17 protein-coding genes are annotated in these 22,162 nt (G+C 74.4%); 7 read left to right on the top strand and 10 right to left on the bottom strand.

All coding sequences use genetic code 11. The features are described from left to right. Positions 1-209: 209 nt before the first annotated feature. Positions 210-2,570 (top strand): glycoside hydrolase family 31 protein, encoded by a 2,361-nt coding sequence (locus OG357_RS33010; protein ID WP_329624592.1) that lies wholly within the window; start codon positions 210-212, stop codon positions 2,568-2,570. Between the two features lie 42 nt (positions 2,571-2,612). On the opposite strand, the gene OG357_RS33005 is transcribed toward OG357_RS33010, so the two are convergent. Beyond that, a complete protein-coding gene (locus OG357_RS33005; RefSeq protein WP_329625768.1) occupies positions 2,613-3,122 on the bottom strand; it encodes an NUDIX domain-containing protein in 510 nt (169 codons plus the stop codon). A gap of 61 nt (positions 3,123-3,183) precedes the next feature. Here OG357_RS33005 and OG357_RS33000 point away from each other — a divergent pair, with 61 nt between their 5' ends. From OG357_RS33000 to OG357_RS32990, 3 genes are all read left to right on the top strand, one after another. Further along, positions 3,184-4,005: a M15 family metallopeptidase gene (locus tag OG357_RS33000; protein ID WP_329624591.1), complete on the top strand. Its 822-nt coding sequence runs from the start codon at positions 3,184-3,186 to the stop codon at positions 4,003-4,005. A 63-nt stretch (positions 4,006-4,068) separates the two neighbouring features. After that, entirely contained in the window at positions 4,069-4,542 is a 474-nt protein-coding gene (locus OG357_RS32995; protein WP_329624590.1) for a Zn-ribbon domain-containing OB-fold protein, read from the top strand. Between the two features lie 26 nt (positions 4,543-4,568). Further along, entirely contained in the window at positions 4,569-5,726 is a 1,158-nt protein-coding gene (locus OG357_RS32990; RefSeq protein ID WP_329625767.1) for a lipid-transfer protein, read from the top strand. A gap of 70 nt (positions 5,727-5,796) precedes the next feature. On the opposite strand, the gene OG357_RS32985 is transcribed toward OG357_RS32990, so the two are convergent. The 4 genes from OG357_RS32985 to OG357_RS32970 are packed head-to-tail and all read right to left on the bottom strand — an operon-like array spanning position 5,797 to position 10,123. Continuing rightward, complete coding sequence (locus tag OG357_RS32985; RefSeq protein WP_317593713.1) at positions 5,797-6,402, bottom strand: GTP-binding protein; 606 nt, start codon at positions 6,400-6,402, stop codon at positions 5,797-5,799. Next, complete coding sequence (locus OG357_RS32980) at positions 6,383-6,823, bottom strand: DUF742 domain-containing protein (RefSeq protein ID WP_329624589.1); 441 nt, start codon at positions 6,821-6,823, stop codon at positions 6,383-6,385. The genes OG357_RS32985 and OG357_RS32980 overlap by 20 nt, the downstream gene beginning before the upstream one ends. Before the next feature lie 10 nt (positions 6,824-6,833). Then, on the bottom strand, positions 6,834-7,283 hold the full coding sequence (locus OG357_RS32975; protein WP_141302207.1) for a roadblock/LC7 domain-containing protein: 450 nt from the start codon (positions 7,281-7,283) through the stop codon (positions 6,834-6,836). Further along, a complete protein-coding gene (locus tag OG357_RS32970; RefSeq protein ID WP_329624588.1) occupies positions 7,280-10,123 on the bottom strand; it encodes a sensor histidine kinase in 2,844 nt (947 codons plus the stop codon). The genes OG357_RS32975 and OG357_RS32970 overlap by 4 nt, the downstream gene beginning before the upstream one ends. Positions 10,124-10,539: 416 nt before the next feature. Here OG357_RS32970 and OG357_RS32965 point away from each other — a divergent pair, with 416 nt between their 5' ends. After that, complete coding sequence (locus OG357_RS32965) at positions 10,540-10,956, top strand: hypothetical protein (protein WP_329624587.1); 417 nt, start codon at positions 10,540-10,542, stop codon at positions 10,954-10,956. 57 nt (positions 10,957-11,013) lie between these two features. Here OG357_RS32965 and OG357_RS32960 read toward each other — a convergent pair whose 3' ends face one another. The 5 genes from OG357_RS32960 to OG357_RS32940 form a co-directional block, all read right to left on the bottom strand. Then, positions 11,014-15,759 (bottom strand): hypothetical protein, encoded by a 4,746-nt coding sequence (locus tag OG357_RS32960; protein ID WP_329624586.1) that lies wholly within the window; start codon positions 15,757-15,759, stop codon positions 11,014-11,016. Positions 15,760-15,838: 79 nt separating this feature from the next. After that, positions 15,839-16,750, bottom strand: a complete 912-nt coding sequence (locus OG357_RS32955) for a hypothetical protein (RefSeq protein WP_329624585.1) — start codon at positions 16,748-16,750, stop codon at positions 15,839-15,841. Further along, positions 16,747-17,487, bottom strand: a complete 741-nt coding sequence (locus tag OG357_RS32950) for a hypothetical protein (protein ID WP_329624584.1) — start codon at positions 17,485-17,487, stop codon at positions 16,747-16,749. The genes OG357_RS32955 and OG357_RS32950 overlap by 4 nt, the downstream gene beginning before the upstream one ends. Next, the gene (locus OG357_RS32945) at positions 17,484-19,028 is read right to left on the bottom strand and encodes a hypothetical protein (RefSeq protein WP_329624583.1); all 1,545 of its coding nucleotides are present in this window, start codon (positions 19,026-19,028) and stop codon (positions 17,484-17,486) included. Before OG357_RS32945 ends, OG357_RS32950 begins: the two co-directional genes overlap by 4 nt. A 129-nt stretch (positions 19,029-19,157) precedes the next feature. Beyond that, the gene (locus tag OG357_RS32940) at positions 19,158-19,862 is read right to left on the bottom strand and encodes a GntR family transcriptional regulator (protein WP_329624582.1); all 705 of its coding nucleotides are present in this window, start codon (positions 19,860-19,862) and stop codon (positions 19,158-19,160) included. 162 nt (positions 19,863-20,024) lie between these two features. Between OG357_RS32940 and OG357_RS32935 the strand changes: the two genes are divergently transcribed. Next, positions 20,025-21,305 carry an MFS transporter gene (locus tag OG357_RS32935; protein WP_329624581.1) on the top strand — a complete coding sequence of 427 codons (1,281 nt, stop codon included), beginning with the start codon at positions 20,025-20,027 and terminating at the stop codon, positions 21,303-21,305. A gap of 92 nt (positions 21,306-21,397) precedes the next feature. Beyond that, positions 21,398-22,162 (top strand): LamB/YcsF family protein, encoded by a 765-nt coding sequence (locus OG357_RS32930; protein ID WP_329624580.1) that lies wholly within the window; start codon positions 21,398-21,400, stop codon positions 22,160-22,162.

The raw sequence follows: 22,162 nt of genomic DNA, 5'->3' as shown, positions 1-22,162 counted from the left end.
TGCTCCCTGGCTGTACGCGGGGTCGGCGTGTGTCCCGCGCACGTGCTGGGGTGTGCGCGTGACGCGGCTGACAGGACGATGCCATGTGATCGTCTTTCGCACCAGGTCTGCCGGCCCATGGTCGGGTAGTTGAATATGTGCCCCCACCACGGGTGAACGACAGTTGAACGGAGCTCGTATCGCCCCTGGTGGGTGGCAGGGTGATCACCATGGACGGTCGGGAACTGGTGCGTTCGATCAAGGTGTTCGGCTCGGCGCGGGGCTTGCGGACGGTGCGGGCGGCCTGGCGGCAGCGGCGTGCGGACGCGTGGGGGCTGCCGCCGAAGGGGGCGGAGCGGGCACGGGTGCCGGGGCTCGCGACGGAGGGGGAGGCGCTGCCGGGCGGGGGGATCGTCCGGTTCGCGCGTTCCTCGCTGCGGATCTCCGTGTCGGTGGGCGGCGCGGTGTTCTGGGGGTGGGACGGGGCCGAGCCCCTGCCGTCGTACGCGCTGGCCGGCGAAGCGCCGGAACCCGACCCGCGGGCCGCCCTGGAGCCGGACACGGACGGCGGGTGGCGGATCGTCTCGGAGCGGGTGACGGTGGCGGTCTCCCGTCACGGGGCGGTGGAGATCCGGACGCCGGGCGGGGTGATGCTGCGCCGGGACCTGCCGCCGCGGTGGTGGGAGCCGGTGGCGGTGGCGGGGGCGGTCCCCTCGGCGCGGTGGGTGCAGCGCAGTGAGGTGCCGGCGGACGCGCGGTTCTTCGGGCTCGGTGGGCGGGCGGCGGGGCCGCGCCTGCGGGACGGTTCGTACCGGCTGTGGAACACCGACCCCAAGGGGGGCTTCGTCCCCGGGGACGATCCGCTGTACCTCACCATGCCCGTGCAGTTCGTCGTCTCGGACGCCGGGACGCACCTCGCCTTCCACGACAACTCCTGGGACGGGCGGGTCACCCTCGCCGAGGGCGAGGAGGGTGCCGGGTCGGGGCACGACCGGCCGGGGACCAGCGAGGTCCGGATGGGGGGCGGGCCGCTGCGCTGCTGGGTGGTGGTCGGCACCCCCGCGCGCGTGCTGCACGGCTGGGCGGCGCTGACGGGCGCGCCCGCGCTGCCGCCGTCCTGGGCGCTCGGGCCCCAGCACGCGCGCTGGGGCTTCGGCAGCGCGCGGGAGGTGCGGCGGGTGGTCGCCGGGTACCGGGAGCGGGGACTCCCGCTGTCCGCCGTACACCTGGACATCGACCACTACGACGGGCACCGGGTGTTCACCGTGGACCGGGAGCGGTTCCCGGACCTGCCGGGGCTCGCGGCGGAGCTGCGGGAGCAGGGCGTCCGGCTCGTGTCGATCGTGGACCCGGCGGTGAAGGCCGCACCGGGGGACGCCGTGTACGACGGCGGGCGGGCGGTCGGGGCGTTCGTGCGGGACGCCCGGGGCAAGGAGGTCCGCGGGGAGGTGTGGCCGGGCGAGTGCGCGTATCCGGACTTCACCGATCCGGCGGTACGGGAGTGGTGGGGCGGGCTGTACGAGGAGCGGCTCCGGCAGGGCTTCGCCGGGGTGTGGCACGACATGAACGAGCCGGTGTCCTTCGCGCCCTTCGGCGACATGACGCTGCCGCGCTCGGCGCGGCACGCGCTGGACGGGCGGGGCGGTGACCACCGGGAGGCGCACAACGTGTACGGGCTCACGATGGCCCGGGCCGGGTACGACGGGCTGCGCCGGCTGCGGCCCGACGAACGGCCCTTCCTGTTCTCCCGTTCCGGGTGGGCGGGCATGCAGCGGTACGGCGGCACCTGGTCGGGCGACGTGTCGACCGGGTGGCCGGGGCTGCGGGCCTCGCTCTCCCTGGTGCTGGGGCTCGGGCTGTGCGGCGTGCCGTACTCGGGGCCGGACGTGGGCGGTTTCGACGGGAGTCCGTCGCCCGAGCTGTACCTGCGCTGGTTCCAGCTGGGGGCGTGGCTGCCGTTCTTCCGTACCCACTCGGCGATCGACGCGGGGCGGCGCGAACCCTGGGAGTTCGGTCCCGACGTCCTGGAGCACGCGCGCGTGGCCCTGGCCGAGCGGGAGCGGTTGCGGCCGTACTTCGAGACGCTCGCCCGGCTCGCCCGGATGACGGGCGCGCCGTACGTCCGTCCGGTGTGGTGGGGGACACCTGAGGACCGGGCGCTGCGCGACTGCGAGGACGCGTTCCTCCTTGGGGACGCGCTGCTGGTGGCGCCTGTCCTGACGCGGGGCGCGGACCGGCGGGCGGTGCGGCTGCCGCACGGCCGCTGGTACGACACGGCGACGGGGCAGGCGTACGAGGGGCCGGGGCAGGTGCTGCTCGACGCACCGCTGTCGCGGGTGCCGGTGCTTGCCCGGGCGGGGGCGGTGCTCCCGGTGCGCGGCGACGGGGACGGACCGGCTCTGGAGGTGTGGGCGCCCGCGGCGGGGCGGACGGGCGGCGGGCTCGTCGTCCGGGACACCGGGGACGGCTGGGAGCCGGCCGAGATCGAGCGCTACCAGTCACGGCTCGTGGACGGCCGGGTGGTGGTGGAGCGGGTGACGGACGACGGGGTGGAGGCGGTGGGGCTGCCGGTGCGGGTGCGGGGGTTGTGAGGGGTCGGGCTGCCGGTGCGGGGGCGCTGAGGTGACGTCACCTCAGCGGTACTCCCCCGCGAACCACTTCCGTACCGCCTCCGTGTGGAGCGGGAAGGCCAGCTCCTCGGGTGCCTGGAGCAGGTGGTGACCGCTGGTCTCGTCCGTGGGCGCCGAGGGCGGGAGCGCGGTGGCGGGGCGTGGTGGGAGCAGGCCGAAGAGCAGGAGGTGGCCGCCCGGGGAGCTCATCGCGTCGGCGAGCCGGACGTCCCCGGCGGAGGCCTGGATGCCGGTCTCCTCGCGCAGTTCCCGTGCGACGGCGGTGCGCCAGTCCTCGGCGTGGTCGATGAAGCCGCCGGGGAGGGCGATCCCGCCCCTTTGCGGCTCGATGGTGCGGGTGATGACGACGAGTCCCGTCCCCCGGCCCCCGTCCGTGACGGGGAGGAGGGCGACGGCGACGGGCAGCGGGTTGCGGTAGGCGGTGTGACCGCAGGCCGGGCAGGTGCGGGGCCAGCCTGCGCCGGCCGAGTGGGCGGCGCCGCAGGCGGAGCAGTGGGAGCTGTGGGAGTCCATCACGGGCCGACGGTATGCGATCACCCTTTCCCGGCGCTGCCGGAACTGATAGACGGTGCGCATGACAGGACTTGCTTCCGCTCTTCGTACCCTCGCCGTCACCGCCGCGGCCGGTCTGTTCGCCGTGACGGGCGCCGTCGCCGCCCCCGCCTCCCCGGCCTCCGCCGCGCCGGAGCCCAAAGCCCCACGGGAGTTCGTGGCCCTGAGCTCGGTGGACCGGACGATCGTCCAGGAGATGCGCTACACGACGGCGCACAACTTCGTGGGCGAGCCGATCGACGGCTACCGGCAGCCGCTCTGCATCCTGACGCGGCCGGCCGCCGAGGCGCTGCACCGCGCGCAGGTGCGTCTCCTTGCCCGGGGCTACACCCTCAAGGTGTACGACTGCTATCGGCCGCAGCGGGCCGTCGACCACTTCGTGCGCTGGGCGAAGGACCTGGAGGACGAGCGCATGAAGGAGGAGTTCTATCCGCTCGTCGACAAGTCGAGGCTGTTCGCTGACGGTTACATCGCGGAGAAGTCCGGGCACAGCCGCGGTTCGACGGTGGACCTGACGATCGTGCGGCTGCCGGCGGTGCCCACGCGCGCGTACGTGCCGGGCGAGGAACTGACCGAGTGCTACGCGCCGCGGGAGGAGCGGTTCCCGGACAACTCCGTGGACATGGGGACCGGGTACGACTGCTTCGACACCCGCTCGCACACCGACGACCCGCGGATCCAGGGCGAGCAGCGGGCCAACCGGCAGCTCCTCAAGGGCCTTCTCGCGGAGCAGGGGTTCGTGAACCTGCCCGAGGAGTGGTGGCACTTCACCTTCAAGCCGGAGCCGTTCCCGAGCACGTTCTTCGACTTCCCGGTGGCACGGAGGTCGGTGGCCGGGCACTGACGTCTTTCCCGCCCGGGGCGCCCGTGCCACACTTCTGACGGTTCGTCAGAAGTGGAGGGTTCGATGACACGGACGCGCAGACCGGTGGTGGCCCGGTGGTTCACCGACGACTCGGTGCCGGAGGCAGAGTTCCGGCTGCTCGGAACTCGCTGCACGGCCTGCACCTCGGTCTTCTTCCCGCGTGAGGACGACTGGTGCCGCAACCCGGGGTGCCCCGGCGGCGGTGAGCTCGCCGAGGTGCCGCTCTCGCCGCGCGGCCGGGTCTGGTCGTACACGGACGGCCGCTACCGGCCGCCCGCCCCGTACGTCTCCGATCCGGACGCGCCCTGGGAGCCGTACACGCTCGTGGCCGTGGAGCTGGCGGCCGAGGCGATGGTGGTCCTCGGGCAGGCGGCCCCCGGGGTGCGGCCGGCCGATCTCGCGGTGGGCACGGAGGTCGAGGTGGTGCCGGGGGTCCTCAACGACGACGACGTGCACGTCTGGACCACCTGGAACTGGCGGCCCGTCGCGCGGCAGGAACGGGAGGAACTGTCGTGAACGACATCGCCGTCCTCGGTGCCGGAATGCACCCGTGGGGCAAGTGGGGCCGGAGTTTCGTGAGTTACGGGACGGCCGCCGCCCGCGCCGCGCTCGCCGACGCCGGGCTCGGCTGGGAGGACGTGGGCTCCATCGTCGGCGCGGACACCATGCGGTGCGGCTACCCGGGTTACGTGGCCGGGGCGACCTTCGCCCAGGCCCTCGGCTGGCAGGGGGCGCGGGTCACCAGCGTGTACGCGGCCTGCGCCTCGGGCGCGCAGGCCATCGGGACCGCTCGCGCCCAGATCCTGGCGGGGCTCGCGGACGTGGTCCTGGTCGTCGGCGCGGACGCGACGCCGAAGGGGTTCCTCGCCCCGGCCGGCGGCGAGCGGCCGGACGATCCGGACTGGCTGCGGTTCCGGGTGCTCGGAGCGACCAACCCCGCGTACTTCGCGCTCTACGCCCGCCGCAGGATGGCCCTGTACGGCGACACGACCGAGGACTTCGCCCAGGTGAAGGTGAAGAACGCGGCGGCCGGCGCGCTCAATCCGCTCGCCCGCTACCGCACGCGCGTGACCGCCGAGGAGGTCGCCGCCTCCGCCGTCGTCGCCGATCCGCTGCGGCTCCTCGACATCTGCGCGACCTCGGACGGGGGCGCCGCGCTCGTCCTGTCCAGCATGGAGTTCGCGCGCCGGCACGGGCGGCCCGATCCGGTGCGGGTGCGGGCCGTGTCCACGGTCTCCCCCACGTACCCCAAGGCGGTGCTCGACCTGCCCGACATCGCGACCGACTCGGCGGCCGCGGTCTCCCCCGCGCCCCACGGCTTCCGCGCCTCGATCGCGCGGGCCGCGTACGAGGAGGCGGGGATCGGGCCCGAGGACCTGTCCCTGGCGGAGGTCTACGACCTGTCGACCGCTCTGGAACTGGAGTGGTACGAGGACATCGGGCTGTGCGGGACGGGCGAGGGCGCCAAGCTGCTGCGCGAGGGCGTCACGGCGCTGGGCGGCCGGCTTCCGGTCAACACCAGCGGCGGCCTCGCCTCCTTCGGGGAGGCCGTGCCCGCACAGGCGATCGCCCAGGTCTGCGAGCTGACCTGGCAGTTGCGGGGCACGGCGGGCGACCGGCAGGTGCCCGGGGCGCGGGTCGGCATCACCGCGAATCAGGGCCTGTTCGGGCACGGGTCGGCGGTCGTGGCGGTGCGCTGAACCCCCGTTGAACCCCGCTGAGCTCCTCGCTGAACCCCCCGCCGGACCCCCTCCGTAAGGAGGGGGTCCCTCAGGTGCCGGCCGGCGCGTGGCTCCTGTCCGCGAGGACCAGGGCGTGCTGGACGACCGCCACGAGGACGTTCTTCACCGACTCCCGGTCGCGGGCGTCGCACATCAGGAGCTCGACCTCGGGGTCCAGGTCGAGCGCCCCTCGCACGCTCTCGGCCGGGAACCGCCGGGCCCCCTCGAAGCAGTTGACAGCGACCGTGAAGGGGATGCCGCGCCGCTCGAAGTAGTCGATGGCCGCGAAGCTGTCCTCCAGGCGGCGGGTGTCCGCGAGGACGATCGCGCCGAGCGCGCCCTGGGCGAGCTCGTCCCACAGGAACCAGAAGCGGTCCTGGCCGGGGGTCCCGAACAAGTACAGGACGAGGTCCTCGCGCAGGGTGATCCGGCCGAAGTCCATGGCGACCGTGGTGGTGGTCTTGTTCTCGACGCCGTGAAGGTCGTCGACGGGCCGCCCCGCCTCACTGAGGATCTCCTCGGTGCGCAGGGGCCTGATCTCGCTGACCGCGCCCACCAGCGTCGTCTTGCCGACCCCGAACCCGCCTGCGACGAGGATCTTCAGGGTCACCGGCTCGACGAGCGGCTTCTTGCGGCTAGAGCGCCCGAAGGCCATTGATCACCTCGCGAAGGATGCTCACGTCCGGCAGTTCGGCCGGCGGAACGGGGCGGGTCACATGGACGAGTTCGTCCTCGACAAGATCGCCGACGAGGACCCGGACCACCCCGACGGGGAGGTCGAGTCCTGCGGCGAGCTCGGCGATCGACTGGGGCTGCTCGGAGCAGCGTTCGACGATCTCCACGTGTTCCGGGGAGAGCGTCTGGTCGCGGCCGGGGTCGTCGGCGGCGGGCTCGGGGACCACCAGCGCGATCAGGTCGAGCCGGTGGCGGGTGGCGGCGCTGGTCCGGCCGCGGGTCATCGCGTACGGACGGACCACCGGCCCGGCATCGGCGTCGAACCAGTGGTGGTGGCCGGGGGGTCTGTCCCCGGCCACCTGGTCCGGCTCGGCTGCGTTCGACTCGGCTGCGTCACTCATGCCGTCCCACTCACCCTCCGGAGGGCAGGCCGGTCCGGGGGGCCGTCGTGAGGTGGGCCCCGACCCGCTTCACCATCAGGGTCATCTCGTAGGCGACCTGGCCGACGTCGGAGTCGGCGTCGGCGAGTACCGCCAGGCAGCTGCCGTCGCCGGCGGCCGTGACGAAGAGGAAGGCGTCCTCCAGCTCGACGACCGTCTGGCGGACCCTGCCCGCCTCGAAGTGCCGGCCGACGCCCTTGGCGAGGCTGTGGAAGCCGGACGCCACCGCGGCCAGGTGCTCGCCGTCCTCGCGGGTCAACTGCTGCGAGGCGCCGGTGGGCAGCCCGTCGCTGGAGAGCACCAGGGCCTTGCGGATGGACCCGACCCGCTGGACGAGTTCGTCGAGGAGCCAGTTCAGCTCGCCGTTTCCGTGGCCGAATGCGGAGGTGGTGCTGGGTGCTGCGGCGTTCGGTGCGGTCATCGACCGTCCCCCTCGGGTGTCGTTCCTGGTGCTGACGTGTCGTCCGGGTCCGCTGTGTGCTGTCGTCCGCGCTGCCAGCCGCGCTGCATGGCGGCCATGCGGGCGCGTACCTCCTCGGCGTCGCGCTCGAAGGAGTCGGGTCCGGCGGCGCCGACGGCCGTACGGTCGCCGGCGCCCGCTCCGGTGCCACGGTCGGCCGGGTCGTCCTGCGGGGCGGGCCGGCGCAGCTGGTGCGCGAGGTTGGCCTGGCGGACGCGGCGGGGCAGCCCGCCGAACGGTTCGGGGGCCTCCGGCGCCACGGAACCCTCCGGTGGTACGGGAACGAGGGTGGGTCCCTGGACAGGTGCGGCTTCGGGGCGCGCCACGGGTTCGGGGCCCGGCGCGGCGTCGGGGCCCGGCGCGGGGTGTGCCCTGCCGGGCTCGTCGACACGGCGGCCGCGGTCCACGATCAGCGTGGGGGTGGACCGGCGCGGCAGCGGTACGGGGCCACGTCCGGCACTTTCGGCGTGCGCGTCGTCCTCGCCGCGGCCGGTCGTCTGGTCGGGAGCCTGCTGGTGCTGCTCGCCCGCCGGGGCGAGGCCGGAGCGGCGGCGGTCGCGGGGCCGGAAGAGGCCGCCGCGCTCGCTCTCGGTGTCGAGGAGGTCCGCCGCGGACCGGTCGAAGAGCACGTCGAACTCGTCGGCGTCGAGCGGCGCCTCCAGCTCGACGGGTCCGTCCAGGACGCCGGGGACCTCGGTCACGTCGGGGACCCGGGCGAGCACGGGACGGCGCGTGGGCAGCGGGGTGGGACCGGCGGTGTCCCCGCCGAGGCGGCCGGCGCCGTCGGCGGTGCCGGCGCGTTCCAGGGACGTGCCGTCCGGGGTCGTACCGTCCGGCGTCCTGGCGTCCGCGGGATCGCGGCCCCCGGCCTTGCGGTCCAGGCGGAATCCGGCGCCCTGGGTCTCGGGCGCGTCGGTGAGCAGCGCGGCCGGGATGAAGACGACCGCGGTGGTCCCTCCGTACGGGGACGTCTGGAGCGAGACGCGGACGTTCTGGCGCTGGGCGAGCCGGCTGACCACGAAGAGGCCGAGGCGGTCGGTGTCCGAGAGCTCGAACTCGGGGGTCTCGGCGAGCCGGAGATTGGCGTCGAGCAGCGCGTCGGCGTTCATGCCGAGGCCGCGGTCGTGGATCTCCAGGGTGAAGCCGTTGGCGACGCGCTCGCCGAGCACCTGCACGGCGGTGTGCGGGGGCGAGAACACCGTGGCGTTCTCCAGGAGTTCCGCGATGAGGTGGGTGAGGTCGGCGACGGCGGGGCCGCCCACGCCGAGGCGGGGCAGTCGGCGCACCTCGATCCGCTCGTAGTCCTCGACCTCAGCGACGGCGGCGCGGACCACGTCCATGAGCTGGACGGGCTTGCGCCACTGGCGGGAGGGGGCTGCGCCGGACAGGATGACGAGGCCTTCGGCGTGCCGGCGCATGCGGGTGGTGAGGTGGTCGAGCCGGAAGAGGTCCGCAAGCTCGTCGGTGTCCTCCGTGCGCCGCTCCATCGTGTCGAGGAGGGTGAGCTGACGGTGGAGCAGGACCTGGTTGCGGCGGGCGAGGTTGACGAACACCTCGGAGACCCCGCGGCGCAGTTCCGACTGTTTGACGGCGGCCTCGACGGCGGCGCGCTGGAGGGTGTTGAGGGCCTGGCCGACCTGGCCGACCTCGTCCTCCCCGTACCGGAGGTGGGGCACTTCCGTCCCGACGTCGACGTGTTCGCCGGCGGCGAGTCGGCGCATGACGCTGGGCAGCCGCACGCCGGAGACCTCCTGGGCCTCCTTCTGGAGGCGGCGCAGGTCGTGGACGAGCGAGCGGCCGATGCGGACGGAGATGACGATCGAGGCGAGCAGGGCGAGGAAGCCGAGGACACCGGCGACGCCGACCTTGAGGAGCACGCTGTAGGCGGCGGGCTGGACGCGGTCCTGGTAGCGGTCGCCCGCCGCGGTGTTCTCGCGGGCGAGGTCGTCCAGGACGGGGCTCGCCTCCTCCTGCCAGTACGCGGCGGTGACGGCGCGCGGCTCGTCGGTGGGCCCCTCGTCGATGATCGCCTTCTCGGCGGCCCGCAGCGCGGTGGTCTCGGGGCCGGCCCAGTACTTCTCGAAGCGCTCGCGCTCGCTGGTCGGCAGGAGTTCGAGGTTGACCTCGTAGAACTGCTCGCGGTTGGCGACGAGGTCGGTCATCTCGCGGATCTCCGGGGCGGTGATCCGGTCCGCGACGAGCGCGGAGATGATGAGGGCGTCCTCGCGGGAGAGCACCTCGCGGGCGCGGGTGATACCGACGAGGGCGCGGCCCTGCTTGTCCATCTCCACGTTCTCGAGGGCGTGGAGGGTGATGAGGAAGCCGTAGCAGGGGTCGACGAGCCGATTGTAGAACTCGAGGGCCTGGATCCGGCCGATGCCGCGCTTCTCGACGGAGCGGCGCAGCGACTCGAGGTCGTCGAGCGCTTCGAGGAGGGAGTTGAGCCGTTGAGTGGTGACGGGTCGCATCTCCTCGCGCACCCCCGGCTCGGCGGCGTTCGCGCGGATCCGGGATATCTGCCGGTCGGTGGCCCGGCGGGTCTCGCGCAGGGAGGCGAGGGCCGTGGAACCCCGGGGGTCGGCGAGGTAGATGAGCGACTGGCGGCGTTCGAGCTGGATGACGCGGGCGGTGTCCTCCAGCGGGTAGCCGATCTTGTCGACGATGTAGCCGACGTCGAGGAGCTGGTCGGCCTCGCGGCCCGTCAGGACCGTCGCGAAGCCCCACAGGCCGGTCAGGGAGACGAGCGGTACGAGGAGCAACGCCACGATCTTCCGGCGGATGGACTTCCCGCGAAAGCGCATGGCCTCCCCCAGCTCGGCCCCCGCGCGCCACGGAGGTCCTTCACGTTCGTGACGTCGCGCGTCAACACACGGCGTCAACCTTCGGTTTCAAACAAATGGCGGCGTGAGCCTACTACTGCATCACGGCCATCTCGAAGGCATGTCCGGACGATTTTCAGCCTGTCGAGTGAGCGTTGATCATGAGATGTCCTGGTATTCGGGGAGTTGGGATCGGCCACTGTGGCACAGGACACCTGATGGTGTGCCATTTCTCCGGCCTGCGGAGATGGCTGGAACTGTGCGTTCCGGTCAGATTCAGGCGAAACCTTTTCCCCGTCTCGTGCGTCATTAAGTGCGGGGAGGGTCCTGTCCGCGTAAAGGCACTCACAACGGGCAGCCACCCCTGGAGGCGTTCAGCGGTGGGGAGTGACAGGACGATGGAAGACGAGTCGCGGTCGGCGCGGCAGTTGTGGGTGGACGACGAGAAGGGCCGGCAGCGGATGCCCGATCCGGTGCGTACCGCCGCCGTACGCGCCGTGATGATCACGTCGGTGACGCTCGTCCAGGGGGTGGTGGCCTTCTACTGTACGGTCGCGGGCTCCTGGCTGGCGTTCCCGATGACGGTCAGCTCGGTGGCGTCGACGGTCGTGGCCACCTGGAGTGTCCTCGACGTCTGGATCACCCGTCAGGTGTGGCGTCAGCGCAACGGCGTCGTGTCGGAGCCGAGCAGTACGGCGCGTCAGCTGCGCCGCGAGCGGCGCGCGGAGGGCCGGTCGCAGGGCCGGTCGCAGGGTCGGTCGGAGGGGCGTTCGCAGGGCCGGTCGGAGGCCTCTCCGCTCTCCGAAGCGGCCTGACAGGACGAACGAGCGGCCCGGTCCCCCGTCGCGGGGGCCGGGCCGCTCTGTCGTGGGTCAGGCGCCGGCCGGAGGCGCGGTGGGGCCGTCCGAGGCGTGCCGGCGGAACATCCGCGTCGCCGTGATCTCCCCGTGGATCGACTCACCCTCCCCGGCCGCCTGCGGCAGGCCCGGACGCAGGTGCTCCTCCACGCTGATGTACTTGAGCCCGGCCCGCAGGTCGGCGTCGTTGCGCAGCCGGATCACCAGCGGGAACTCGGCCAGTGCCGTCGTGTCGAACAGGCCCGTCGTGTACAGCAGCTGGACACCGAGCGCGTCCGACACGGCCCGCTGGAGCTCCAGCAGGTACGTGGCGTTGGCGCGGCCGATCGGGTTGTCCAGGAAGAGCGTGCCCGCGTGGCGGTGCTTGTCGCGGCCCCGGTCGTTGGAGCGGAGCGCCGCCATCGTGCAGTACAGGGCGATCGCCGCGGTGAGCAGCTGGCCGCCGGAGAAGACGTCGCCCATCTGCCCGACGGGCACCCGCTCGGCGCGCAGCACGGCGTCCGGCTTGAGGATCTCGACGGAGACGCCCCGGGGTTCGAGCGCGGCCTGAACACCTCGCAGCAGCAGGGACATGCCGTCGCGGCGCATGTCGGAGTTCTTCTTGACGGCGGCGCGGGTCGCCTCGTCGACGACCTCGCCGAGCCGCTCCGCGAGGGTGGCCTGGTCGGGCTCCTCGAAGCGGATCCGCAGGAACTCCTGGCCCGACCACTCGCCGAGCCCCTCCGGGAGCCGGGAGAGCCGCTGCGCGGAGCGGAGGGTCGCGAGCGAGGACTCCACGAGACCGCGGAGCCGGTCCACGATCGAGTCGCGGTTGCGCTCCAGCTGCGCCAGTTCGTCCGTGAGGACCCGGAGCCGGGGCGCGAAGGCCTCGGCCCACTTGGCGGCGTGCTCGGGCAGCGCGGACGCGGGCAGTTCGCGGATCTGCTGGCGCGCCGGGGTGCGGACCTGCTCGTAGCGGGTGGAGTTGGCGTGCCGGACGAGGATGTCGCTCGCCTCGCGCACGGCGGCGTCGGCGCCGGAGAGTTCGGCGGTGCATCCGCGGAGCGCACGGCGCGCCTCGCCCGCCGTCGTGCGGGCCTCCTCCAGGGTGCCGGTGTACGTCTCGGACGCGTCGCGCTCCTCGTCGGCGTGGTCGCGGAGCAGGTCGCGCAGGAGGGCCGCCGTCTCGTCGAAACCGCCCGCCGCGTCCTCGGCGGCCCGGTGGTCCCGGAGCAGCCCGGCGTGCGCGGAGCGCGCCGCGTCCAGGGCGTCGGTACGGGAGGCGAGCTCGCCGGTGGCGGTACGCAGCAGGGCCTGCGCCTGTTCGGCGTCGGCGGGCACCCGGTCCTCGGGCAGCTCGGTGTGCTCCTCGCCGTCTTCGGGGGCCAGGCGCTCGGACTCGCCCCGGAGCCGGCCGAGCTTCTCGCTCGCCTCCGTGGCGCGCGTCTCCAGCATCTGGACGAGGGACTCGGCGCGGGCCGCGGCCGCCTGCCGGGACGGGCCGTCGGCTCCGTCGGTGGACTCCAGGAGCTGCTCGGCGCGGGTGCGGACCTTGTTGGTGAGGCGGTCGAGCTCGGCGAGGGCGGCGGACTCGTCCCCCTCGGCGCGGGCCTGCTCGGCGCGCAGGTCGGCGCCGACGCCGACCTTCTCGTACAGCTGGGAGGCGGCCCGGTAGGCCTCGCGGAGGGTGGGGAGCGCGGTGCGGGGCGCGGCCGGGTCCTCCTCGGGGAGGGTGTCGGGGGCGCCGGCGATCTCGGCACGCTCGGCGCGCAGGGCGCGGGCGGTGCGGTGGGCGTCGTCGGCGGCGCGCTGGGTCGCGCGGCGGTCCTCGTCGGCGGCGCGGGCACGCTCCAGGCAGGTCTGGGCACGGGCCTCGGACTCGGCGGCGTCGTCGGCCAGTTCGCGGAGCTTGGCCTGCCAGGCGGAGCGCTCGCGCAGCCGGAACGCGAGGCCCGCGAGGGCGTCGGCGACGCGGCGGGCGCGCTGGGCCGCCTCCTGGCGCTCGTCCCGGAGGTGTGCCGCCTCGGCGGCGGTCTCGTCGGCTGCGCCGCGTGCCGTACGGGTCTCGGCGAGGGTCGCGGCGGCGGCCTCCGCGGTCTCGCGGGCGGTCGCGGCGACGGCCGCGAGCTCGGCGAGCATGCCGGGCGGGCAGTCGGCGCGCCAGGCACCGATCCGGGAGGCGAGGGCGCGGTCGCCGGCGAGGCGGGCGGCGAGGGTGCGGATCTCCTCGTCACGGGCGGTCGCGCGGGCGCGCAGGGCGTGCCGCTCCTCGTCGGCCGCCTGCTCGTCGTGCATGGCGGGGTTCGGCGGGACCAGAAAGACGCCGCTGTCCTCGCCCGTGTCCTGCGTCGGTACGGGGGCGAGCAGGGCGGCGGCGGTGCCGACGGCCACGGTGGAGCGGGGCAGCAGGGCCGCCGTGCCGAGGACCTCGCGTGCGCGGCCGTACGAGACGGGGTCGGTGATCACGACGCCGTCGACGAGCTCGGGGCGGGCGGCGAGGACGCGGGCGTGGTCGGCGGGGTCCACGGCCTGGGCGAGGTAGCGCCAGCCGGGGAGCGCGGGGATGCCCTGCTCGCCGAGGTACTCGACGGTGGCGAGGACGTCGGGGCCGGGCGGCAGCAGACCGCCGTCGCCGAGGGCGCCGAGGATGCGGGAGTCGTCGGCCGCGGCGGTCCGCAGCTCGAAGAGCTGCCGCTCGGCCGAGGTGACGGCCTGGTCGAGCATGCCGCGCAGTTCGTCGGCGTACCGGTCGAACTCGGTGACGGTCAGCGGCCCCTGGGGGCCCGTCGCGGTCCCGGCGGGGAGGCCGAACGCGGCGCCGGGGACGGTCCCGCCCTCGGCGGTCGCGTCCGTGGTGCCGTCCTGCGCGGCGGGGTCCTCGGGCGTGCCGGCGCCGCCGGTGGCGCCCGCGCGCTGGCCCGGGAGGGGCGAGCCGCCGGCCGGGAGGCTCAGCAGCTCGGCGAGCCGTTCCTCGGAGGCGAGGGACTCGGCGGCGCGGCGCTCCGCGTCGTAGGCGTTCCCCGCGGCCTCGGCGGCGTCCGCGGCGCGGGCGGCGGCGAGTTCGGCGCGCGACTCGGCGGCGGCGGCCTCGCGGGCGCGGTCGGCAGCGGTACGGGCGGCCTCGCGGGCCGTGTCCCAGACCGCGACCGCGGTCTTCTCCGCGTCGCTCGCGGCGAGGGCGGCCCGGGCCGGGTCGGCGTCGGGCGCGGAGTCGTCGAGCCAGCCGGCCCGGACCGCCTCCGCGGTCTCCTGCTCGACCTCGGCGAGCCGCTGGCGCAGGTGGCCGGCCTCGCTGCGGGCCCGCTGGGCCTCGGTGGCGGCGGCCGTGGCATCACGGTGGGCGGTCTCGCTCGCGTCCTGGAGGGCCGTGGAGCGCTCCTCCTCCTCGGCGGCGTGCCGCTCGCCCTCCTCGGCGGCGGCGGCGAGGGCCCGTACGAGATCCGCCGCGGCCTCCGCGCGGGCCGCGAGGGCGGGGGCGGCGTCGCGCTCGGCCTCGCGGATGGCGGCGGCCACGCGCGCGGAGCGGTCGCCCGCGGCGCGGTGGCGGAGGACGACCTCGGCCGCCTGCCAGGCGGCGTGCATGGTGCGGGCGTCGGTGAGCTCGCGGCGCTGGGACGCGGCGCCCTTCTCGGCGACGGTGAGGGCCAGGGAGGCGTGCCGGTAGGCGAGTTCGGCGGAGATGAGGGCGCTGCGGCCGCGGGCGGTCTCGGCCTCGGCGACGGCGTGGGAGGCCGAGGTGACCTGCTGGGCGAGTTCGGCGGCGCGGCTGCGCTCCTCGTCGGCGCGGGCGGAGAGCCGGCGGGCGAGGGTACGGGTGCGCCGCTCGGCCGCCGTGTGGACGTCACGGGCGTGGGCGCGGGTGCCGGCGGCCTCGACGATGCGGCCGAGGAGGTCGACGGAGCCGGCCGTGAACTCGCGCTCGGCGGTCAGTTCGGCACGGCGGCCGAGCTTGTTGCCGAAGCCGCTGACGAGGTCGGCGAGGCCGTCGGTGTCCCGGGTGTCGGTGACGGCGCGCAGCAGGAGGTCGGTGAAGTCGGAGTCCTTCTTGACCGCGAAGAGGCCGGCGGCCTCGCCCTCGTCGGCGTTCATCTCGCGCTGGTAGCGGAAGAGTTCGGGGTCGAGTCCGAGCTCGCCGAGGTGCTCGTTCCAGCGGTCGTGGATCTCCTCCCAGACGACCTCCAGGTGCGGGTAGGCCTTGCCGGCCTCGGTGAGGGCGTCGCGGAAGCCCTTCATCGTGCGGCGGCGGCCGGTGGCTCCGGAGGCGCCCTCGACGGGACGTCGGACGGAGGTCGCCTCGGCGACGGGGAGGTTGTCCAGGCTGAGTCCGGGGCCGGGACGGAAGGAGTACCAGGCCTCGGCGAACTTCCGCGGGTCGTTGGAGACCTGACGGCCGCGCCACTCGCTGGCCTTGCCGACGACGACGAGTTCGCCCGTGAGGGTGTGCTGCCACTCCAGGGCGACGTGTCCGCAGTCGTCGGCGAGGAGGAACTTGCGCAGGACGCCCGAGCTGGCGCCGCCGAGGGTGTTGCGGTGGCCGGGGAGCATGACCGAGAAGATCAGCTTGAGGAGGACGGACTTGCCGCCGCCGTTCTCCAGGAAGAGCACGCCCGCGGGCGCGGGGCGGCGCGGCGGGCCGACCGGCTCGTCCTCGAAGAACTCCGCCTGGGTGGGAGCGGGGTGGGGAACGGGCGCGCCGACCCCCCGCAGGTCCAGGACGGTGTCGGCGTAGCGCGCACCGGCGGGGCCGATGGAGTAGAGGCGGACCCGGGACAGCTCGTACATGGCGGGGGACTCTCGTGCTCGTCGTGCTCAGGAAGGTCGGTTGCGCGGCGCGGGGCGGTTACGCGGGGGCGTGGGGCGGTTACGCGTGGAACGGGAGGCCCGCGTCGGCGGCGAGCTCCAGGTCGTCGCCCTCGGGCGGCGGGACGAGGGTCGCCGAGCCGTCGCTGACCGGCACGACACCGAGTTCGAGGAGCTCGGCCATGGCGGCGGAGCCGGCCATGTCGCGGACCTGGAGCTGATAGCGGGCGGTCGTGCGGTAGGAGCCACCCCCCTCGTCGCCGGTGCGCTGGAGGAAGCCGGAGTCGGTGAGGAAGGCGGCAGCCTTGCCGACGATGCCGGTGGTGGATCCGGCGAGGCGGCGGGCGTCCTTGGTGGCTCCGGTGGCGCTGCGGCGGGCGTAGATCCGCCAGCCGGCCTCCAGGCCGGGGGCGTCGGAGGCCGGGTCGGTGTTCTCGCCGAGCTCATCGGCCCGCTGCTCCAGCCGCAGACAGGCCTGGCGTACGAAGGCGTCGACGCCGTTGACGGTGAGGCGGCCGATGTACCCGTCGTCGGCGAGGTCCTCGGGTCGGGGGAAGGCCATGGCGGCGACGGCGAGGTGGGCAAGGCCGTGGAGGAACCGGTCGGCCGAGTCCGGCGAGGCGCGGCGGGCGTAGTCGCCCATGCGGACGGCGAAGACGGAGTCCTCGCCGGCGGTGACGGCCATCCCGGCGCGCGGGGAGACCTCCAGGACGACGAGGCCGAGGCCGGTGGCGACGGCGTCGGCGAGGCGCGCGAAGGGCGGGTCCTCGCGGTAGCGGCGGAGCAGCTCCGTGTACTCGGCGTCCCGGGCCGGGAGCAGCTTGGGCTGGAGCCCGAAGGAGACGAGCCGGGCGGCGTCGGCGGCATCGGCGGGAGTGACCGCGGACGGCGAGGAGGGGGCGGGGCCCGCCGGGACGTGCGGGGGCTCCTGCTCGCTCCACGCGTCGGCGTACTCGGCGTGGGTTTCGCTCACGGCTGGGGCTCCTCGGTGCGGCTCTCGGGCGGTACGTCGTCGGTGACGGGTCGGGGCGGGGGCACGGGCAGGGGCAGCGGTACGGGGGTCACGGCCGCCGGCGCGGGCGCGGGGCGGCGGGCGGGCGCGGCGGGTTCGGCCGTGAGCCGCACGGCGCGCACGGTCGGGACGCTCCTGCGCCGGGACGCGGCGTCGGCGCGGGACGGCTCCGGCGCCGGTACGGCTCCGAGCCGGGGCTTCGTGCCGGGTTCGGTCCGGGGCTCGGCACCGGCCTGGCCACGCGCGCCGGCGGGCCGGTCCACGCGCACGGCCCGCACCCGCGGGCCGGCCTCGGCACCGGCCCGGTCGACTGCCGGGCTGACCGGGCCGGGCTCCGGCTCGGGCTCCGGCTGGGGGTCCTGCTCGGGCTGCTGCCCGAGTGCTGCCGTCTCCGGCCTGGGGCCGGGGACGACGGTGGCGCCGGCCGGCCCGTCGGCCGGGGCGGGGGCCGGTGCCGCGATCACCGTCGGCTCGGCGGCGGGTCGCGGCGTCGTGCCGGACGGCTCGGACGCGGAGATCCCGGGCGTGGACGTCAGCAGCGCGGACGTCGCCGACTCGGATGCCACCGGCTCGGAGGGCCCAGGCGCCGATGACGTCCGGGCCGTGTCCGCCGGGGGCGTCTGGGGCTCCTGGCGTGCCTCGGGGTCGGGTGCGGCCGCGTCGGAGGAGTCCGTGGGGGCGGTCGGGATGACGGTCACGTCGCCTCCGAGCGGTCGGCGGCCATGCCCACCGCGTCGAGGAGGGCCGTACCGACGATGAGGTCGGCGCCGCCGAACTCGGGGTCGTCCAGCGGGGTGCCGTCGTCGACGGCGAAGAGGAGGCGCTCCTCGCCCTGACGGTAGGCCGTGCCGACCGGCGGGCTGGCGGCGTGCACGGCGAGCAGGGCGACGAGGTAGGGCAGGTCGTCGTCGAGGAGGCGGGCCTCGGCCAGCAGACCGGAGAGGCGGCGAGGGGCGTCGTGCTCCAGGTCGAGCAGACGCATCGCGCTCGCGAGCTGCTCCTCGCTGAATCGGGAGTCGTCGGGGGTGGCGATCAGGTCGGGCTCGGGCATCTCCGCGCCGAGGTGCTCGCGCTCCACGGGCGGGGTGAGGAGCAGGTCGACGAGGTCTCCGAGGCGGACGGACGCGGGGGTGCGCAGTCCGGTGCCGTGGGCGAAGAAGGCGTCGGTGACCCTGCCGGCCTGCTCGACGGGGAGCGGCAGGATCGGGGCGACCAGCTGCCCGTACAGGTCGAGGCCGGTGTACGCGGTGGGGGCGGCGAAGGCCTGCCGGTCCTGTTCGGCGCGGAAAAGCGGCCCGGCTTCCAGGAGGCGGGACTGGAGCTGGGTGTGGCGCCGGATGCAGTCCTTCACTATGTCGACGAGCTCGGCGGCGCGGCGCTTGTGCTCGGCTGTTTTTGGATCAAGCCCGGTCTCGGCCTCGTCGCGGGCCTTGCGGATGTTGGTGAGGATCGCGTTCTCGTGGCGGTAGCGGTCGGCCACGTGGTCGAGGGCCTCGTCGATCATGTCCGGGACCGCCTGGAGCCAGTCCACCGCGCGGACGTTGCGCCGGGTGGCCTCCAGGGTTTTGCGGAGGCTCTCGGCGTACTGCACGGTCCGGTACCGCGCCTGCTCGGCGGCGAGCTGCGCGTCGGCGAGGCGGCCCCGGCTGATGAGGACCTCCAGCTTCACCTCGGCGGCGATCTGGGCGCTCGTGACGTCGGTGTCGAGGGCGCCCACGAGGACGTTGACCGCTTCGTCGGTGGTGCGGAGGTAGACGCCGCCCCCGTAACCCGGGACCTCCTCGATGAGCTTGAAGTCGTAGTCCCTGCGGACGTAGACCCCGTCGGTGCCGAAGGTGCCGTAGACGGCGCGGAAGCCGCGGTCGACGCTGCCGACGTTGATCAGGTTCTCCAGGACCCAGCGGGCGACGCGCTCGTGCTCGGCGGCGGGGCGGGAGGGTGCCTGGGCGGCGACGCGGGGCAGCAGCCGGGCGACGATCTGCTCGTGGTCGGCGCCGGTGTCGAAGTCCATGTTGAGTGTGACGAGGTCGATCGCGGAGAGGGCCACCTCGGCCATCGCGTAGACCGTGTACTCGCCGGTCAGGTTCGCCTTGCGCGCGTCGAGGTCGTGCAGCGGGGCGGTGCACGCGAGCGCGCGGAGGCGCCGCGCGAGCCCTTCGTCGGCGGCCGGGCCCTGTGCGGGCCGCGGCGCCGCGCTGAGCTGGGGCGGAGCGAGGTCCGTCGAGGCAGGCGAAGTCACGGTGGACAGATTAGGTCCTCGAACTGACAACGGTCGAAACGGCGCAGATGCGACCGGGCTCGCGGAGGCCGCCGGGCCGGCCGTCACAGGCCTGCCGGGCCGGCCGTCACAGGCCTGTCGGGCCGGCCGTCACGGGCCTGCCGGGTCGGCCACGGCCTCGGCGTAGGCGGCGGCGACGCGGGCGCGGGAGTCGTCGAGGTAGCGGGCGAGGAGCCGCTCCGCCGAGGCCCGCTCCCCTGCGCGCAGGGCGTCCAGGATCTCCCGGTTCCGCAGGAGATAGGGCTCGTGCAGCACGCGCGGGTCGTCCACGACGTGGAAGGCGAGCCGGAGTTCGGCGAGGACGCCGCGCATCAGCTCGTCGGTGCGCGCGCTGCCGGCGAGGGCGACGAGCTCGCGGTGGAAGTGGATGTTGGCCGTGGAGACGCCCGGCCAGTCGTCGGTGCGGGCCGCGTTCTCGCCCTCCTCGACGGCGGCGACGAGGCCGTCGACGGCATAGGGCGGCTGTCCGAGGCCTCGGACGACGGCGCACTCGACGAGCCGCCGGGTGCGGTAGATGTCGTCCACGTCACCCACGGCGAGGACCCGGACGAAGACCCCGCGGTTGAGCTCGTGGACGAGCAGGCGCTCGTGGGTGAGGAGCCGGAAGGCCTCGCGGAGTGTGTTGCGGGACACACCGAGGGCGCCGCCGATGCTCTCCTCGGAGAGCCGGACGCCGGGCGGGAAGTAGCCCTCGGCGATCCGGGTCCGCAGGATGTCCGCGACCCGCTCCGCCGTGCTCGTACGCCCGAGCAGCGCGCGGTCGTCCGCCAGACCTCCGGCCTCACTCACGTCCACAGCGCCTCTCCCCTTCCGTCGTCCGCGGCCGAGTCAACCGCAGAAAGCAGGGGTCCGCCAACATGCCTCTTGTCGGATCGTTGAACAATCCCCTACCTTGACGGCACCGCACGGTTCCTCGGTACGTCTCTCAGGCACGCCTCCCCCTCCTGCGAGGTGCAGATGAGCACGACACAGACCCGACAGCAGACCCAGGGCGAACAGCCCGACCACACGGGCGCGTTCGGCTGGCTGCGCGCCCTCGGGCCGCGCGGCCGGCGCGCCTTCGGCGGCGCATTCGGCGGATACGCCCTGGATTCCTATGACTTCTTCACCCTGCCCCTGTCGATGGTGGCCATCGCCGCCTACTTCAACCTCGACAAGGGCCAGACCGGCCTCCTGACCACCGTCACCCTCGTCGTCTCGGCGGTCGGCGGCGCGCTCGCCGGCGTCCTCGCCGACCGCGTCGGCCGCGTGAAGGCACTGATGATCACGGTGATCACATACGCGCTCTTCACCGTGCTCTGCGGCTTCGCTCCGAACTACGAGACCCTGCTGGTCTTCCGGGCGCTCCAGGGCCTCGGCTTCGGCGGCGAGTGGGCCGTCGGCGCGATCCTCGTCGCCGAGTACGCCTCCGCCAAGCACCGGGGCCGTACGCTCGGCGCCGTCCAGAGCGCCTGGGCGGCCGGCTGGGCCCTCGCGGTGCTCGCGTACACCGTGGTGTTCCAGTTCGCCGACGCGGACCTCGCCTGGCGGATCCTGTTCTGGACGGGCGCGCTGCCCGCCCTGCTCGTCGTGTACGTGCGGCGGAACGTGCAGGACGCCCCGCAGGCGGCCGAACTCCGCCGGGCCAGTACGGACCGCGGCTCGTTCCGGGCGGTCTTCCGTCCCGCGCTGCTGCGCACGACGCTGTTCGCGATCCTGCTCTCGACCGGCGTCCAGGGCGGCTACTACACGCTCGCCACCTGGGTCCCGACCTTCCTGAAGACCGAGCGCGGTCTGACGGTCGTCGGCACCGGCGGCTATCTGGCCTTCCTGATCTCCGGGGCCTTCGCGGGCTACCTGACCGGGGGTTATCTCACGGACCGGCTCGGCCGGAAGAAGAACATCGCGCTCTTCGCGGTCCTGTCGGCCCTGTCCGTCCTGGCGTACACGAACATCCCCGTCGGCGCGAACTCCCTTCTGCTCGTGCTGGGTTTCCCCCTCGGCTTCTGCATGTCGGCCATCTTCAGCGGCTTCGGCTCCTTCCTCGCCGAGCTGTACCCGACGCCGGTCCGCGGGACGGGGCAGGGCCTCACGTACAACACGGGCCGCGCGATCGGCGCCGTCTTCCCCACCCTGGTCGGCTTCCTCGCCGGGAGCTGGGGGGTGGGCGGGGCGCTGGTGTTCGGCGCCATCGGCTACGGCCTGGCCGTCCTGGCCCTGTTCGGGCTGCCCGAGACGCGCGGGAGGGAACTCGCATGAGCGCCTCCGTCTGAACCGCACGCCACACCACTCCGAGCAGCACCCGCACCGCACAGCACCACCGCACGACCAGGTGGGAAAGGAAGCACCACATGACCTGGGCCTCGATCGACCTCAACGCCGACCTCGGAGAGGGGTTCGGCCGCTGGACGCTGACCGACGACGAGCGACTGCTCTCCGTCGTCACCAGCGCCAACGTGGCCTGCGGCTTCCACGCCGGGGACGCGGCCACCATGCGGCGTGTCTGCGAGCTCGCGGCCGAGCGGGGCGTACGGATCGGGGCCCAGGTCTCCTACCGGGACCTGGCCGGCTTCGGCCGGCGCTCGATGGACGTCCCGGCGGAGGAGCTGGCCGCCGAAGTGGCGTACCAGATCGGCGCCCTGGAGGTCTTCGCCCGGGCGGCGGGCTCACGCGTCGCGTACGTGAAGCCGCACGGCGCGCTCTACAACCGGGTGGTCCGGGACGAGGAGCAGGCCGCGGCGGTCGTCGAGGGCGTCCTGCTCGCCGACCGGACACTGCCCGTCCTGGGGCTCCCGGGGTCCCGGCTGCACGAGGCCGCGGCGGAGGCCGGACTTCCGGTCGTCCCCGAGGCCTTCGGCGACCGGGCCTACCGGGCTGACGGCTCCCTGCTGCCACGGGGGCAGGAGGGGGCCGTCGTCAGCGATCCGGCCCAGGTCGTGGAGCGCTCGGTGGCCATGGCCCGGTTCGGGATCGTGACGGCGCACTGCGGGAGCTCCGTCGCCGTACGGGCCCGGTCGCTGTGCCTGCACGGGGACACCCCCGGCGCGGTGGACCTGGCCCGCCGGGTCCGGGAAGGCCTGGAGACCTCCGGGCTCCGGGTGGAGGCCTTCGCGTGA

Source organism: Streptomyces sp. NBC_01255, from assembly GCF_036226445.1.
Classification (GTDB): domain Bacteria; phylum Actinomycetota; class Actinomycetes; order Streptomycetales; family Streptomycetaceae; genus Streptomyces.
The sequence above is the reverse complement of the archived record's forward strand: the minus strand, read 5'-3'. Positions and strand labels throughout refer to the sequence as shown.

Bases quoted from the DNA above. Each gene is read 5' to 3' on its own strand.
- OG357_RS32995 (WP_329624590.1), top strand. From the start codon at position 4,069: ATGACACGGACGCGCAGACCGGTGGTGGCCCGGTGGTTCACCGACGAC.
- OG357_RS32935 (WP_329624581.1), top strand. From the start codon at position 20,025: ATGAGCACGACACAGACCCGACAGCAGACCCAGGGCGAACAGCCCGAC.
- OG357_RS32965 (WP_329624587.1), top strand. From the start codon at position 10,540: ATGGAAGACGAGTCGCGGTCGGCGCGGCAGTTGTGGGTGGACGACGAG.
- OG357_RS33000 (WP_329624591.1), top strand. From the start codon at position 3,184: ATGACAGGACTTGCTTCCGCTCTTCGTACCCTCGCCGTCACCGCCGCG.
- OG357_RS32990 (WP_329625767.1), top strand. From the start codon at position 4,569: ATGCACCCGTGGGGCAAGTGGGGCCGGAGTTTCGTGAGTTACGGGACG.
- OG357_RS32985 (WP_317593713.1), bottom strand. From the start codon at position 6,402: ATGGCCTTCGGGCGCTCTAGCCGCAAGAAGCCGCTCGTCGAGCCGGTG.
- OG357_RS32975 (WP_141302207.1), bottom strand. From the start codon at position 7,283: ATGACCGCACCGAACGCCGCAGCACCCAGCACCACCTCCGCATTCGGC.
- OG357_RS32970 (WP_329624588.1), bottom strand. From the start codon at position 10,123: ATGCGCTTTCGCGGGAAGTCCATCCGCCGGAAGATCGTGGCGTTGCTC.
- OG357_RS33005 (WP_329625768.1), bottom strand. From the start codon at position 3,122: ATGGACTCCCACAGCTCCCACTGCTCCGCCTGCGGCGCCGCCCACTCG.
- OG357_RS33010 (WP_329624592.1), top strand. From the start codon at position 210: ATGGACGGTCGGGAACTGGTGCGTTCGATCAAGGTGTTCGGCTCGGCG.
- OG357_RS32980 (WP_329624589.1), bottom strand. From the start codon at position 6,823: ATGAGTGACGCAGCCGAGTCGAACGCAGCCGAGCCGGACCAGGTGGCC.
- OG357_RS32960 (WP_329624586.1), bottom strand. From the start codon at position 15,759: ATGTACGAGCTGTCCCGGGTCCGCCTCTACTCCATCGGCCCCGCCGGT.
- OG357_RS32930 (WP_329624580.1), top strand. From the start codon at position 21,398: ATGACCTGGGCCTCGATCGACCTCAACGCCGACCTCGGAGAGGGGTTC.